14 protein-coding genes are annotated in these 14,484 nt (G+C 72.0%); 9 read left to right on the top strand and 5 right to left on the bottom strand.

Translation table 11 applies throughout. The features are described from left to right. Positions 1-140 precede the first annotated feature (140 nt). Entirely contained in the window at positions 141-686 is a 546-nt protein-coding gene (locus ACF1DX_RS25420) for a sigma-70 family RNA polymerase sigma factor (protein WP_391793432.1), read from the bottom strand. A gap of 469 nt (positions 687-1,155) precedes the next feature. Then, entirely contained in the window at positions 1,156-1,332 is a 177-nt protein-coding gene (locus tag ACF1DX_RS25415; protein ID WP_391793431.1) for a hypothetical protein, read from the bottom strand. A gap of 104 nt (positions 1,333-1,436) precedes the next feature. On the opposite strand from ACF1DX_RS25415, the gene ACF1DX_RS25410 reads away from it, so the two are divergent. The 8 genes from ACF1DX_RS25410 to ACF1DX_RS25375 all read left to right on the top strand — a co-directional run bounded on the left by ACF1DX_RS25410 (position 1,437) and on the right by ACF1DX_RS25375 (position 8,060). Further along, the gene (locus ACF1DX_RS25410) at positions 1,437-1,604 is read left to right on the top strand and encodes a hypothetical protein (RefSeq protein WP_391793430.1); all 168 of its coding nucleotides are present in this window, start codon (positions 1,437-1,439) and stop codon (positions 1,602-1,604) included. A gap of 146 nt (positions 1,605-1,750) precedes the next feature. Further along, positions 1,751-2,593 carry an alpha/beta fold hydrolase gene (locus tag ACF1DX_RS25405; RefSeq protein ID WP_391793429.1) on the top strand — a complete coding sequence of 281 codons (843 nt, stop codon included), beginning with the start codon at positions 1,751-1,753 and terminating at the stop codon, positions 2,591-2,593. 60 nt (positions 2,594-2,653) lie between these two features. Further along, entirely contained in the window at positions 2,654-3,373 is a 720-nt protein-coding gene (locus tag ACF1DX_RS25400) for a hypothetical protein (RefSeq protein WP_391793428.1), read from the top strand. A 96-nt stretch (positions 3,374-3,469) separates the two neighbouring features. After that, positions 3,470-4,303, top strand: a complete 834-nt coding sequence (locus ACF1DX_RS25395) for an alpha/beta fold hydrolase (protein ID WP_391793427.1) — start codon at positions 3,470-3,472, stop codon at positions 4,301-4,303. A 104-nt stretch (positions 4,304-4,407) separates the two neighbouring features. Beyond that, positions 4,408-5,280: an aldo/keto reductase gene (locus ACF1DX_RS25390; RefSeq protein ID WP_391793426.1), complete on the top strand. Its 873-nt coding sequence runs from the start codon at positions 4,408-4,410 to the stop codon at positions 5,278-5,280. 164 nt (positions 5,281-5,444) lie between these two features. Then, positions 5,445-6,056: a flavodoxin family protein gene (locus ACF1DX_RS25385; RefSeq protein WP_391793425.1), complete on the top strand. Its 612-nt coding sequence runs from the start codon at positions 5,445-5,447 to the stop codon at positions 6,054-6,056. A gap of 148 nt (positions 6,057-6,204) precedes the next feature. Then, a complete protein-coding gene (locus tag ACF1DX_RS25380; RefSeq protein WP_391793424.1) occupies positions 6,205-7,485 on the top strand; it encodes an MFS transporter in 1,281 nt (426 codons plus the stop codon). A 5-nt stretch (positions 7,486-7,490) separates the two neighbouring features. Continuing rightward, on the top strand, positions 7,491-8,060 hold the full coding sequence (locus tag ACF1DX_RS25375) for a TetR/AcrR family transcriptional regulator (protein ID WP_391793423.1): 570 nt from the start codon (positions 7,491-7,493) through the stop codon (positions 8,058-8,060). Between the two features lie 231 nt (positions 8,061-8,291). Here ACF1DX_RS25375 and ACF1DX_RS25370 read toward each other — a convergent pair whose 3' ends face one another. After that, positions 8,292-9,350 carry a LysR family transcriptional regulator gene (locus ACF1DX_RS25370; RefSeq protein ID WP_391793422.1) on the bottom strand — a complete coding sequence of 353 codons (1,059 nt, stop codon included), beginning with the start codon at positions 9,348-9,350 and terminating at the stop codon, positions 8,292-8,294. Between the two features lie 440 nt (positions 9,351-9,790). After that, entirely contained in the window at positions 9,791-12,715 is a 2,925-nt protein-coding gene (locus ACF1DX_RS25365) for a BTAD domain-containing putative transcriptional regulator (protein ID WP_391793421.1), read from the bottom strand. A 569-nt stretch (positions 12,716-13,284) separates the two neighbouring features. Here ACF1DX_RS25365 and ACF1DX_RS25360 point away from each other — a divergent pair. Beyond that, positions 13,285-13,518, top strand: coding sequence for a hypothetical protein (locus tag ACF1DX_RS25360; protein ID WP_391793420.1), 234 nt, complete (start codon positions 13,285-13,287; stop codon positions 13,516-13,518). 664 nt (positions 13,519-14,182) lie between these two features. Here the strand turns inward: ACF1DX_RS25360 and ACF1DX_RS25355 are convergent. Then, positions 14,183-14,413 (bottom strand): DUF6009 family protein, encoded by a 231-nt coding sequence (locus tag ACF1DX_RS25355; RefSeq protein ID WP_391793419.1) that lies wholly within the window; start codon positions 14,411-14,413, stop codon positions 14,183-14,185. Between the last annotated feature and the right edge of the window lie 71 nt (positions 14,414-14,484).

Raw genomic sequence — 14,484 nt, 5'->3', positions numbered from 1 at the left:
GGTGAGCAGCCCGGCGGACGGCGCGCCGGCATCCGCTGCGGGGGCGTGCCCCGCGACGCCCGGGCGGCGCGGACCGGGACGCGTCACGGGGCTGGTGGACGGGACGGGGCGGAGGGGGCGCGGGGCCGGGCGGGGACCTTCTAGGATGCCGGGTCGTCGGAGGGCGGGACACCGGCCCGTCCGCGCAGGGCGTGCAGCGCGTAGTGCTGACGGGACTTCACGGTCCCGGCCGGCACGCCGAGCAGCTGGGCGGTCTCCCGCACGGTGTACCCGTACAGATAGGTGTGGACGAGCACCTCACGGTGTTCCGGAGACAGGCTGCGAAGCAGGGCGTCGGCCTGGACGCGGGCCAGTACCGCGTCGGCGTGGTCGTGCTGGGCGACTTCCCCGATGTCGTCCACCGTGGTCTCGTGACGGACACGGGCGCTGCGGGTGTGGTCGATGACCAGGTTGCGCGTCACCTTCAGCAGCCAGCCACGTGCCGACCCCTCACCCGAGCGGAGCTTGTCGGTGTGGAACCAGGCGCGGATCAGCGCCTCCTGGGCGATGTCCTCGGCCAGGTGCCGGTCGGTGAGCAGTCTCTCGGCATAGGAGACGAGTGCGGAACGGTGCTGCGTGACCAGGGTGTGCAGATACTGGTGTCGGCGGGGCGGCTGCGAGAGGTCTCGGCCCGAGGTTGTCGTCATATGTGTGATCTCTACGTCGGGGGACCTGTCCCGGCCCTTCGCCGCGGCCGCGCGGAAGCCGCAAGGGGCACGGGGTGGTCCGGGATGGACAGGGCGCGAAAGACGCCGGGCAGGGGCCGGAGCCGGGTGCCGGGGGCGACGATCGGCGGCGGGGTCCGGGCTCCTCGGTGGCCCGGACACTGATCTCATCTCACCAGGGGAGGTTCACCGCCGTCCAAGACCGTTTTCGAATCGGGCGATGCGGGCGGCGCATACGGCGGGCGGCGCGGGTGTTCCCGCGTCACGTCACCGCTCGTCCGGCCGGACACGTCCGGTGAACCGAGGTGTTCGAGGTGCTTGGGGCGCTCGGGGCGTGGGGTGCCGGCCGCGATCGGCACGGATGACGCGGTACGGGCGGTCCGTGCAGAGACAGGCCGGTGGGCCTGGCGTACCGCCCGTGGTCAGGTGGCCGTGCGCAGCCTCCGGGCACCTACGACGGGAAGTCCGGGGCACGCCCGTGCCGCGGCGCGGAGACGAAGTGGCCGGGCGTCACCCTGGGGACGTGGCCGTCGTCCACGCACACCACGCCCCGGAATCGCACGAGCGGCCGGGCGGCACCGCGCGGCGCGGGACTCGGGGCCGTGCCGGCCTGTGCGGTGCGGGTCACCGGAACTCCTGCCGGATTCCGGAGGAAGACGCGGGCACACGGGGGAGAAACATGGAGCCGCGGTCGTCGACTGCTGGTGTCATTGCATCCGCGGACCGAGCAACGTGTCCAACGAGGTTTTTCTGCCAGTCATCGAAGTCCCTCATGGCGACTCGGTCGAGCACGTGCAGCGCGAGGCCGACGTGTCCGGTGTGCTCGTGTGTCCGGCGGCCGGGCAAGTCAAGAAGAACACCACAAAGATTCCACTTCCCCCCGTGATGCTGGTCCCGTGAGGACGAAAGCGGACCGGTACGCCGGACCGCCGACGGCCTCCCGCGCGTGCCCTCCTTCCAGACAGGGCTACCGCGGGCGGCTGCTCCAGTCACCTGCCACCGGTCCTTCGCACAGCGCCGCCCAAGGCCACCTTTCGGGAGAGACGATGTCCCCAGCCACACACCAGACGGCCCCCACGCAGTTCGTCGAGGCCCACGGCGTCCGCTACGCCTACCGCCGCCTGGGAGCGGGGGGCGAGGTCCCGCTGCTGATGCTCCAGCACTTCACCGGGAACCTCGACAACTGGGACCCCGCGCTCGTCGACGCCCTGGCCGCGCACCGCGAGGTCATCCTGGTCGACTACCCGGGCGTGTCCTCCTCGACGGGCGCCCACGCCACCACCGTCGCGGAGCTGGCCCGCCAGATCATCACGTTCACCATCGCGCTGGACCTGAAGCGGATCGACCTGCTCGGCTTCTCCCTCGGCGGCTTCGCCGCTCAGGACATCGCCCTGGTCCGGCCTGACCTGGTCCGCCGCCTGATCCTGGCCGGCACCGGCCCGAAGGGCGCACCGGGCATGCACGGCTGGCGCAGCGACATCGCGGAGCACGCGCGCGCCGAGAACCCCAGCGGTGAGGACCTGCTGTACATCTTCTTCGCCCACACCGAGACCAGCCAGGCCAAGGGCATGGAGTTCCTCGGGCGCTTGTTCCAGCGTGCCGAGGACCGGGACGTGCCCAGCAGCATCGAGTCCCGTGACGCCCAGTACGACGCCGTACTGGAGTGGGGCATCCCCGACCACTCCGCGCTCCAGCGGCTCACCGGCATCCAGAGCCCGACCCTGATCATCCAGGGCGACAACGACCTGATGATCCCCACCAAGGGCAGTCACCTGATGGCGGGACTGATCCCGGACGCGCGCATCCGCATCTACCCCGACGCCGCGCACGCCTCCCTCTTCCAGTACCCGACCGAAGTGGCCGAGGAGATCAAAGAGTTCCTCGGCTGACGCCCGCCCCCTCCGGCCTCAGGCCGATCCCCGATCCCTCCGATTCCTGGGAGAACCACCATGTCCGACCTGCTCGCAACCGTCCTCGACGCCTACGGTGGCCGCGCCCGCTGGGAAGAGGCCGACCGGATCACCGCCCGCCAGTTCTTCGGCGGCGCCCTGTGGAGCCTGAAGGGCCACCCCGGAGCGCTCGACGACGTGGAAGTCATCGTCGACCTGAAGCGGGAGTTCGTGTCGCAGAAGCCCTTCTTCGACGCCGACCACCACACCTCCTTCACCGCCGACCGGGTCGCGGTCGAGACGTCCGAGGGTGACGTGGTCGAGGAGCTGACCGACCCGCGCGCCTCGTTCGCCGGCCACGACCTGACGACCCCGTGGACCAGACTCCAGCTGGCCTACTTCTCCGGCAGCGCCATGTGGACGTATCTCGCCGAGCCGATCTCCCTGACCTTCCCGGGGGTGCGGACCGAGGAGATCGATCCCTTCACCGAGGACGGCGAGAAGTACCGCCGGCTGCGCGTGGTCTTCCCGGACGACATCGCCACGCTCAGCACCGAGCAGGTGCTGTACGTCGACGGCGACGGGCTGATCCGCCGACGCGACTACAACGTGGAGATCGCCGGCAACACCCCGGGCGCCCACTTCATCTCCGGCCACCAGGAGGTGGACGGACTCGTCATCCCCACCACCCGCGAGATCTACAGCCGCGACGAGAACGGCAACAAGGTCCCCGAGCCGCTCGTGGTGTCCGTGCGGCTCGAGGACATCCGCGTCTCCTGACCCTCCTCCGGCCGATGATGTCCCACGTCCGCCGGTGCCGGGCGTCCGGCGGGTGCGCCCGCTCGGCCGCGCCCGCGTCAAGAGCGAAGGAACGTCATGTCCCCCTACCTGTCGGATTCGGTGGAGACCCGGTACGTCTACGGCCCCCTGGGGGAGCGGTTCGCCTACCGCCGCTTCGGCCGGGCCGTCGACGTACCGCTGGTGCTGCTGACCCGGCTGCGCGCCACGATGGACCACTGGGACCCCGACCTCCTCGACCGGCTCGCCACCCGGCGCGAGATCGTCGTCTTCGACAACCGCGGCACCGGCGCGTCCACCGGAATCCCGCCGGCCAGCATCGACGGGCTGGTGGAGGGCGCCCTCTCCTTCACCCGTTCGCTGGGCCTTGACGAGGTCGACCTGCTCGGCTGGGCGATGGGCGGCATGGTCGCCCAGGGAATGGCACTGGCCGAGCCCTTCCTGGTCCGGCGGCTCGTGCTGGCGGGCAGCTCACCCGGTGGCATCCCCCGCCTGCCCGCGCAGGTGACGAAGGTCCGGCAGACCCTCAGCAAACCGGTCAACGACGAGGAGGACTTCCTCTACCTGTTCTTCCCGCAGACCGATCCGGCCCGCGCCGTGGGACTCGCCTCGCTGGGGCGCCTGCAAAGAAGGCTCCGGGCGTCGCGAACGGTCGTGGGACCTGAGGCGGTGCGCGCCCAACTGGTCGCCGTCGGCACGTTCGAGGGTTTCTGGGAGCGGCAGAGCGAACTGGACCTCCCGGTCCTGCTCGCCCACGGCGTGCGCGACGTGGTGGTCCACCCCTACGCCAGTTACGCCATGGCGCAACGGCTGCCCGACGCCAAGGTGATCTTCTACAACGACGCGGGGCACGGCTTCCTGTTCCAGCACCCCGACGACTTCGCCGTCGAGGTCGACCGCTTCCTCTCCTGACCGTACGCACCCCCTCGTCCCCTGGGACGAGCGGACATCCCCGCGCGCCCCGGGCCCGACGACCGTCGGGCGCCCGACGGCGCGGACCAGAAAGGCAGTGAACGATGAGCAGCACGACCGCCGCGTCCTCCGGCACGTTCGCCATCGGCGGCGAACTGACGGTGAACCGCCTCGGCTACGGCACCATGCAACTCACCGGCCCCGGCGTCTGGGGCCCCTTCCCGGACCAGGACGCCGGCGTGCGCGTCCTGCGCAGGGCCGTCGAGCTGGGCGTGACTCTGTTCGACACCGCGGATTCCTACGGTCCGGACACGGCGGAGCAACTCCTTCGCAAGGCCCTGCACCCCTACCGGGACGGGGTGGTGATCGCCACCAAGGCCGGGCTGACCCGCCCGGGGCCGGGCAGGTGGGGGGCCAACGGCCGCCCCGAGTACCTGCGCCGGCAGGCCGAGTCGAGCCTGCGGAACCTGGGGCTGGAGCGCATCCCCCTCTTCCAGCTGCACCGCATCGATCCCTCCGTCCCCTTCGCCGACCAGATCGGCACGCTCAAGCAGCTCCGCGACGAGGGCAAGATCGGCCATGTCGGCCTGTCCGAGGTCAACGTCGCCGAGCTGGAGGCGGCGCGGGACATCGTGCCCATCGCCTCGGTGCAGAACCTCTACAACCTCGCCCAGCGGGACTCGGAGGACGTCCTGGAGTACGCCGAGGCCAACGGCATCGCGTTCCTGCCCTGGTTCCCACTGGCCACCGGACAGCTCGCCCGGCCCGGCGGCCCGCTCGACCACATCGCCCGCGCCGTGGGTGCCACGCCGTCGCAGGCCGCCCTGGCCTGGCTGCTGCGCCGCTCGCCCGTGCTGCTGCCGATCCCCGGCACCTCGTCCGTCGCGCACCTGGAGGACAACGTGGCAGCCGCCGCCCTCGACCTGCCGCAGGAGCACTTCGAGGAGCTGAGCCGCCCGTTCGGCTCGCGGGGCTGAGACCGGGCCGCCCCGGCCGTGCAGCGGCCGACGGGCGGATCGCCGGCGCCACGCGCACCGGCGGCCGAGCGCACTTGACAGACCTAAGACGACCGGCCATATTCACCATGCCGGGTTCACCACCGCACCACCCGAAGCAAGCGAAACCAGCACAGGAGCAGACCATGTCCGATCCCGTTTCCCCGCGCCCCTCCGTCGCCATCGCCTACCACTCCGGCTACGGTCACACCGCGGTCCTCGCCGAGGCCGTACGCCGCGGAGCGGCCGAAGCCGGCGCCGACGTCACCTTCGTCGCGGTCGACACCATCACCGACGAGCAGTGGCAGCGGCTGGACGACGCGGACGCCATCATCTTCGGCTCGCCCACCTACATGGGCGGCGCGTCGGCCGGGTTCCACGTCTTCGCCGAAGCCACCAGCAGCCGCTTCGTCGAGGGGCGCTGGCAGGACAAGCTGGCCGCGGGCTTCACGAACTCCGCCTCCAAGAGCGGAGACAAGTCGAACACCCTGGCCTTCTTCGCCGCCTTCTCCGCCCAGCACCGCATGCTGTGGGTCAGCCTCGGCCTGAAGCCCGGGTGGAACTCCAGCACCGCCACGGAGCATGACCTCAACCGCCTCGGCTACTGGGGCGGCGCCGCCGCCCAGACCCCCATGGACGGCGGCACCGACACCGTGCACGCCGCCGACATCGCCACCGCCGAGCACCTCGGGGCGCGCGTCACCCGGCAGGCCGCGCTCGTGGCGGCCGGCCGCGCCGCCCTGGCGGCCACCGTCTGACCGACCCTCAGGACGGACGCCGCCCACCGCCCCGGTCCACCGGGGCGGTGGGCGGGCCGCTCCCCGGCACGCCCCTGGCACCAGTTTCCCCCTTGACAGTCATCCATTCGATTCAACTAAGATGACTGGACATTTTCAGGAGGCATCGATGAAGCTCCTCGGACTCGAACCCCCCGGCACACCACTACCCCCCACCGGCCAGGACCCCGCCTCGGAGGGCCAGGACGCCTCTCCGACGCGACTGTCCACCCTCGGAGTGGTGATCGCATCCGTCGCCGTCGCGTTCGGCGCCGGGGCGGGAAGTCCGCTGTTCGTGCTGTACCAGCGCGAATGGGGTTTCCCCGACTGGCAGTTGACCACGGCGTTCACCGTCTACGCGATCACACTCCTGGCGACCCTGCTCGTCGCGGGATCGGTCTCCGACCACATCGGGCGCCGCCCGGTCCTCGTCGGGGCGCTGGTCCTGCTGCTGCTGACCAGCGCCCTGTTCCTGCTCGCCGATGGCATCGGCTGGGTCATCGCGGCACGCGCCGTCCAGGGCATGGCCACCGGAGCCGCCACCAGCACCTTCACCGCCGCGATCATCGAACTGTCCAGTCCGCGCCGTCGGCCGATGATGACGGTGCTGACCAGCGCGGCCCCTGTGGGCGGACTCGCTCTCGGGGCCCTCTTCGCCGGGGCGGCGGTTCAGTTCACCTCGCACCCCACCGCGGTCGTCTTCATCGGCCTGGCGGTGGTCCTGGTCTACGGCATCGTCTCGGTGCTGGCCGCCCCGGAGACGGCCGTCCGCCGGCCCGGGGTCCTCGCTTCCCTGCGGCCCCGGCTCACCGTGATGCCCGCCGCGCGCGCCTGGTTCTGGTCGCTCGCCCCGCTGGTCGCCGCCGGCTGGATGTTCTCCGGCCTCTTCCTCGGCCTGGCGCCCTCCTTCGACAGCTCCGTGTTCGGCATCCACAGTGGGGCCGCGAACGGAGCGGTCGTCGCCCTCCAGCCCCTCTCCGCGGCCGTCGCCGGCATGGCGTTCGGCCGTCTGGAGGCCGAACGGGCCACCCGATTGGGCGCCGCGCTGGTCCTCACCGGCGCGGTGCTCGCGGTGAGCGGCGTCGCGGCGGCGAACCTCCCCCTCGTCATCGTCGGAGCGCTCGCCGGCGGCGCCGGGCAGGGCGCGGCCTTCGGGTCGTCCCTGCGCATCCTGGGCCCGCTGGCCGACAACGCCCGCCGCGGCGGTCTCTTCGCCGCCGTGTACCTCATCGCGTACACCGCCTACGGCGTTCCGGTCCTCGCGGCCGGCATCGCGAGCGACGCCGTCGGCCTGTCCGCCACGGTCGTCGCCTACGGCGTCCTCGTCGCCGCCCTGGCCGCCGTGGCGGGCATGTCCCTGACCTTGCGGGCCCGCAAGGGGTCGCGTATCACTGAGACCTCCGGGAAGTGAGATCCGTGCCGCAGCCGAGCAACAGGAACAGACTGCTCGAGCACGCCGAGGCGGTCTTCCGCCAGAAGGGGTTCAACGGCGCGAGCGTCCAGGACATCACCCGGGCCGCCGACGTGCCGAAGGGGTCCTTCTACAACCACTTCGAGAGCAAGCAGGATCTCGCCGTGGAGATCGTCCACCGTTACGCGGGTGGCACCGATCTGTCGCCCCTCGAGGAGGGCGACTCCCCCGTGGCGCGCCTGCGCGCGTATCTGCTGGGTGAACTCGAACGGACCAAGATCACCGGCGTGGAGTTCGGGTGCCTGCTCGGCACCTTCGCGAGTGACAGCGCCACCGCCGGTGACCGGGTGCGCGAGGCCGTCGGCGAGGCTCTCGCGAGCCGGTCCGACAGCCTGGCCCGCACGATCGAGGAAGGTCAGGCCACCGGGGACATCACCGCGCGGCGTCCGGCCGGGGTGCTCGCCACGTTCCTGGTCGACGCGCTGGAGGGGGCGATCCTGCGCGCCAAGACCGCCGTCGGTCCGTCGACCGCGGCGGAGGAGATCGACATCGCGCTGGACGCGCTGCGCCCGTGACATGACCGTGGTCCACGGCCGGTGTCGTGCTCGCGCACGCCTTCCCGGAACCGAGGAAGGGTGCTCTCCTCCTCGGTTCCGGGAAGGCGTGCGCGGTTCGGAAGCGGGCGCCGACCGGCGCCCTACGGCCGGACGCGGCACCCGGGCCCCGTGTCCGACCGGGCGGGGCTCCCCGTGGCCGGCAGCCCGATCACACCGCGGCGCCGGTCCGGGAAAAGTCCGGGAACGGGCTCAGGAGGTCGCCCACAGCTCGGACCGGTTCGGCGGCACGCCGAGCGTCCGGACGTTGTTCCGCCCCGCGTCCGCGGACCGCCGGACATCCCGCGGCAGGCGCCAGACATCGGCGTGCGCCGCCGCGAGGCCGTGGGCCGCGACCCGGCACGCGGCCACGAAGCCCGCCACCTCGGCCGACGCGTCGTCAGCGCGCCACACCACGCTCATCCGGCCGGTCAGCCCCGTGATGGGCACGAAAGCCACCCCCGGATAGCGGGAGAAGCGGAAGGAGTCCGGCACCGCGGAGACGCCCAGTCCGGCCGCCACCAGATCGGGCACCGCGGAGGGCGCTGTCGGCACCGATGTCAGACCTACGCCGGCGGCGGTGGCGGCGGCGCTCAACTGCTCCCAGCAGTGGCTGCGTTCGCGCAGCGGGAAGAGAATCTGCTCCTCGGCCAGCAGGGCCAGCGACATCGTCGCCTCGTCGGCCCACGGGTGTCCCTGCGTGAGAAGCGCGCTGGTGCGCTCCTCCACCAGCACCTCGGCCGCCAGCTCCGCCCGCTTGGGCCGGTCCCAGGTCAGGATGGCGTCGACTCGGCCGTCGATGAGCGCGGCCGTCTGTTCCCCGTCGTCGAGCCCGATCACGGAGACACCCACGTCGTCCACGCTCCCGTGAAAGCGCCGGACCGCCTCGGAGAGCAGCCCGCCCGGCGGGCCGGGAAGCGGCGCGGAGACCGTCAGTACCCGCGCCCGGCCCGTCGCCGCGGAGCGTGCGGTGCGCACGATGCGCCGGTTGTGGGCCAGGGCCCGCTCCGCCTCGGGGACGATCAGCCGTCCGGCGGGGGTGAGTTCGGCGCCGCGGGAGGTGCGGGCGAACAACTCGACGCCGAGCAGCCGTTCCAGTTGCTGCACCTGCCTGCTCAGCGCCGGCTGGGCCACTCTCAGGCGGGAGGCCGCGTGCCCGAAGTGGCCCTCCTGCGCCACAGCGAGGAAGGCTCGCAGGAGTCTCGGCTCGATGTCCGGCTCGGGGCGCGCCCCTGGTGCGCCCGCCTCGGATGCCGCCTCAGATATGTGCACGGTGTGGGACTACCTTCCGACGAGGGGCCGCAGGACGCTGCTGACGGTGCTCCGTCTCGCGGTTCCGACCAGCCACAGGGCATGCGTTTCCGACATTGCGTGATGACGAATCGGCCTTGGACAGAATGCGCCCTTCTCTGTTCGAATACGTATCGGAGTTGTTCCGGAAAGAGCAAGCCCGTGACACGTCGATCCGGTGCCGTCACGGCGCCCGTCCTCGCGGACGGCATACGGGCCGCCGGCCCGTCTGCTCCGCCCTGAACCTCCCCCCGACCGGCCCACCTCGGGCCGGGTTCCGGGGCGGCTCGCACCCGGCGTCACCCCCGGACGCCATCGGCTCCCGTCACCCGCGCGGTCGAGCCGAAGGGTGCGAGCCGTCCCCGGACGCCGTCGAACATGCCGGTTCGGCGGTGGCCCGGCCCGACGCGACGATGTCACGCTCACAGCGCCGATGCCCGCAGCCGGGCCTTCGCTTGTGTCACGAGCGGCAGTACGGGGTCGTCGACGCAGTTCACGGCATCGGTCCAGGCCCGTCGAGCACCGCTCACGTCACCGGCGTCGAAGTGGATGTCGCCGAGCGCCACGAGTGCTTCCATCACGTTGGCGCGGCTGCCGGCCCGCCGCATCAGGTCGATCCCCTGTTCGTAGAAGGCGATCGAACGGCTGTGGTCGCGCTGGATGTGGTGAAGCCTGCCCAGCAGGGTCATGCACGACCCCACGCCATTGAGGTCGTTCACCTCGCGGAAGATCGTCGCGGCGGTGTCGGCCAGCAGGGCCGTCTCCGTCACGTCGCCCAGTTCCAGCCGGCTGTAGCCCGCCAGCAGCGTGGTGGTGGCCTCCAGCGCGCGCTGTCCGGTGGCCCGCAGCAGACGCATCGCCTGCTCCTGATGCTGGACGGCGACGGCGTAGTCGCCCAGCGCGAAACGTACGCTGCCGAGGTTCTTGAGCACATGGGCCAGGTCGTCGACCAGTCCCAGCTCCTCGAAGTTCTCCTGGGCCGACTTCAGGTACCGGAGGGACTCCTCGCAGTCGCCGAGGAAGTGATGGGCGCCCGCGAGGCCGTGCTGGGTGCGCGCCATGCCTTCGGTGTCCTCGGCCCGCCGGGCGGTCTCCAGGGCGAGGCGCATGGTCGCGGCCCAGTCGTGCCAGCAACCGTGACGCTGCTGGTACAGCTGCATCTTCAGGGCCAGTTCCCAGGTCGCCCTCGACTCTCCGCGCGTCGCGGTGTTCTCGACCACGGCGCGCAGCACGGAGTGCTCGTTCGTGAACCAGTCCATCGCGGCCGCGCTGTCGGCCATCGTCTCGGGAGTGACGCCGGGCAGCGGTGGCGGCGGCGCGACCGGTCTCGTCGGCGGCCGCAGCATCAGATGGGCGGCGTGCGCGGTCTGCCGGTAGTGGTCGTGCAGGCGGGCCAGCGCGGCCGCGCGCTCCGATCTCGTCTCGCCGTCCAGTTCGGCGGCGTAGGCGAGCACCAGGTCGTGGGACCAGTACCGGTCGCGGCGCTGGACGGTGAGGAGGCGGGTGCGGACGAGTTCACCCACCGCTGCGGAGGCCGCGCGCGGCGCGACACCGGCGAGACTCGCCATCGCGGCGACGGTGAGGTCGGGTCCCGGGTGCAGCGGCAGCAGCCGGAAGAGCCGTGCGGCCTGGTCGCTGAGTGTGCGGTAGGACCAGGAGAAGACACTCCTGACGTCGTTGTCGAGGTTGTCGTCGCTGAAGCCGTCCAGCGTGATCCGGCTGTTGACCAGCTCGGCCGCCACCTGCGGCAGGGGGTGGCCGGGGTGGCTGGCCGCCCGCGCGGCCACGATGGCCACGGCCAGCGGCAGTCGGCCGCACCCCTCGACGATCCGCTCGACCAGGTCCATGTCGATGTCCTCGCCGGGGCGGGAGGCCCTGATCCGTTCCAGGAAGCCGGCGGTCGCCTCCTGCCGGGTGGGCACGTCGAGGGTGAGCAGGTGCGCCCCGTGTCCGGCGGCGAGACCGGTCAGGCGGCTGCGGCTGGTCACGATCACCCTGCACTCGGACGTCCCGGGCAGCAGCGGCCGCACCTGCTCGATGTCGCGGGCGTTGTCCAGGACGACGAGCACCCGCAGCCCGGCCAGCACGCTGCGGTACAGGGCGGCCCGCGCGTCCACTTGGGCCGGGATGTTCTGCTGGCCCACGCCGAGCGCGCTCAGGAAGCCCTGCAGTACCTCATGCGGATCTCTGGGGCTGCCTTCGGCGACGAACCCGCGCAGGTCGGCGTAGAGCTGCCCGTCGGGGAAGTCGCCGGCCACGCGGTGTGCCAGACGAACGGCCAGGGCCGTCTTGCCGATACCGGGAATGCCGTCGATCGCCAGGACTCGCGGGGCGCTCCCCCCGGTGGCGCGGGTCAGGGCCGTGGCGTGCGCCAGGGCGTCCTCGCGTCCGACAAAGCACGGCAGGTCGGAGGGGAGCTGGACCGGCTTGACCGGGGGCGCCTCGCGCGGGACGGTCACCCCGGCGGGCGCGGGGGCACCGTGGTCGTCCGCCGGATCGGCGGGCGGGTTCTCGGCGGTCGCGGCGGTCCCAGTGTTCTCACCTGTCCCAGCCGTCCCGCCCGTCTCTTGGCGCAGGACCCTGTCGTACGCGGCGCTCAGCTCGGTGCCGGGGTCCACGCCCAGTTCGTCCGCCAGACGCAGCCGTGTCTCCTGGTACAGGGCCATCGCCTCGGCCTGCTTGCCGTCGGCGGCGAGCACCAGCAGGAGGTGGGACAGCAGTGCCTCGTCCAGGGGATTGCGCTCGACGGCGTGGCGCAGGGGCAGCAGTACCGCTCCGGCGCGGTCGCAACGCAGGGAGGCCGCCGCGGCCTCGCACACCACGGAGACGTACTCGTGCTCGATCATGACGAAAGCCGGGTGGGTGCCGACGAAAGGTTTCAGGTCGGCCGCGCACCGCCCCTGCCACAGTCCGAGCGCGGTGGTGAAGAGTCCCACGGCCCGCGCCCAGTCACCGGAGCCGACCGCGTGGCGGGCCTGCTCCACCAAGGTGCGGAAGTTCAGGAGATCGAGGCAGTCCTCGTCGACGCGGAGCAGGTAGCCGCCGGCCTGCCGTACGAGCCATCGCCCGGGGGAACGGGCGGGCAGCCCGGGTTCGAGGAGCCGGCGGAGGACTCCGACGTACCGGTGCACTGCGTTCGCGGCGCTGGCCGGGGGGAAGCCGTCCCAGAGCAGTTCGACGAACTCCCCCAGGGGGACCGGTCTTCCCGCCCGGGCGAGCAGGACGCCCAGGATGAGCCGCTGCTGTTTGGGGCCGAGGCGCAGTTCCTTCCCCGCCCGCCAGGCCCGCACCGGCCCGAGTACGGAGAACTGGATGGTCTCGTCCACGAGATCACGTTGCCGTGTCATCGGTGATCCCCCTCTTTCCTGGCCCGCGGGTGGAGGCTCGCGGTGCTGTCGCTCGGTGTGGTTGCCGGGTCCGGGTGTCGGGCGCCCGGACCGGTCCGGGACGCCGGGACGGGCACGCGGGGTGGGTCGCCGCGGACCGCGGCCGTGGCGGGGGGGCACGGTGGCGGAGGTTCCGGCCGTCGCGGGATCCCGCCTCATCCGTTGCCGGGGTGCCATGTCCAGTTCCGCCGCTCGTACAGGACCTCGAAGCCGATGCGGAGCATGTCGTGCAGGGACGAGTCGTGGGCCCCGGTCGTTCCACGCCCGTCTCCGCGACGAGCCAGCGACAGCCCGCGGTGTCGGCCTGCCGGGCGCGAGCCGCCAGCAGCACGCTCTGGGCGCCGCGGCCGCGCGCGTGCGGGAGCGTGGCCCCGCCGAAGAACCGGGCGTTCTCACCGCGTGTGTACCTGGTTCCGACGGCGACGAGGTCGGTGCCGTCCCAGGCGCCGAAGGGATGCCGGCCGTCCCGTCCGACGGAGGCGGCCGTCATGTCGCCCAGGTGCTCCTCGGGCGTCTCGAAGGCACGCATCATGGCTGCTCCCCAGGCAACGGCGTCCTCGGGCGAGACGGCGGCCACGTTCAGCCCGGCCGGCCGCAGGTTCCACCCCGCCGTCCGGCGGAGCGCCTCGTCCGTGGCGCACACCGGCTTCACCCAGGACGAACCGGCGGACAGCCCGTACTTCGCGCAGATTTCGTCCCAGTCTTCCGGCAGGGCCGTCGGCGCCAGTTGGAGGACGGCCTGGGGCGTCCCCTCGATCCGGTAGAAGGCACACACCTCTGTGACGAGGTCCGCGGTGACCGGGGTGGTGAAGCCGAATCCCAGGGCCTTGCTCCAGAATCCGGTCGGGTCGTGACGGACGGAGAGCGCGACGCCGCCACCCAGGCGGACGGCGCGCATTCCCAGGGCCTCTCGGGTGGCCGCGGGCGCTCCCGTCTCGGAGTCGAAGAGTGCCTCGGCCTCGGACGGTTCGGCTGCGGACGGAAGCACGGGAGTGGTCATCGGGATCTCCACTTGGTCACGTGCGGCACGGTGGTCGCTCCCTGCTCTGGCCACTTTTTCAATATGGCCAGTCGTATTGAGCGGTGTCAAATCCGTCTCCGTCCGGCGGGACACGCCGATCAGGTGAGGGCGCGACCTCGACGTCCGCCCTGCTCCGCGTCAGGGTTCACGGTCCGAGATCTCTCCCGTCGTCCCACCTGTGCGGGACTCCGGTCACGGACGGGTCGGCCCCTTCCACCCAGTGGCAACCTTAGGCACACGTGTCCGGGCAAGCATCAGTCGGATGACTAACATCGGTAGGTCATGGACCGCGGCGCACCCCGCGGAGCCTGCCGAAACACCGGGCCCGGCCCTCGCGAGCGGTTCGGCACCGACGGGGCTGCCGGCGGTGAAAGCAGATGCGGGAGCCAGCCCGCGGCGGCTACGGACTACGAGGCCGGTGTCGTGAGGGCGGGGCCGTGCGGGGAGCGAGGGGTCTTGGCGCCCGGTTCTCTCGGGGTGACGGTGCGCGGGTCGACGGCCTCGCCGGGGGCACCCTCGCGGTACAGCACCCCGGGGTAACTGTCCCGGTCGTGCGGCAGGAGGAAGAACACCCGCTGCCTGCAGCCGACTGTCCGGATCGGGAGCGGCGCCCTCCCCCGGAACGCGTATCCCACCATCCGCGGTGCAGGCGGCGCGGTTGAGCTTCTCCGTGAACGCGGTTCCCTCGGCGGCGGAGGCGCACCGCGCG

Origin of the sequence: Streptomyces sp. NPDC014676 (genome assembly GCF_043084105.1) — a bacterium.
Classification (GTDB): domain Bacteria; phylum Actinomycetota; class Actinomycetes; order Streptomycetales; family Streptomycetaceae; genus Streptomyces.
The sequence above is the reverse complement of the archived record's forward strand: the minus strand, read 5'-3'. Positions and strand labels throughout refer to the sequence as shown.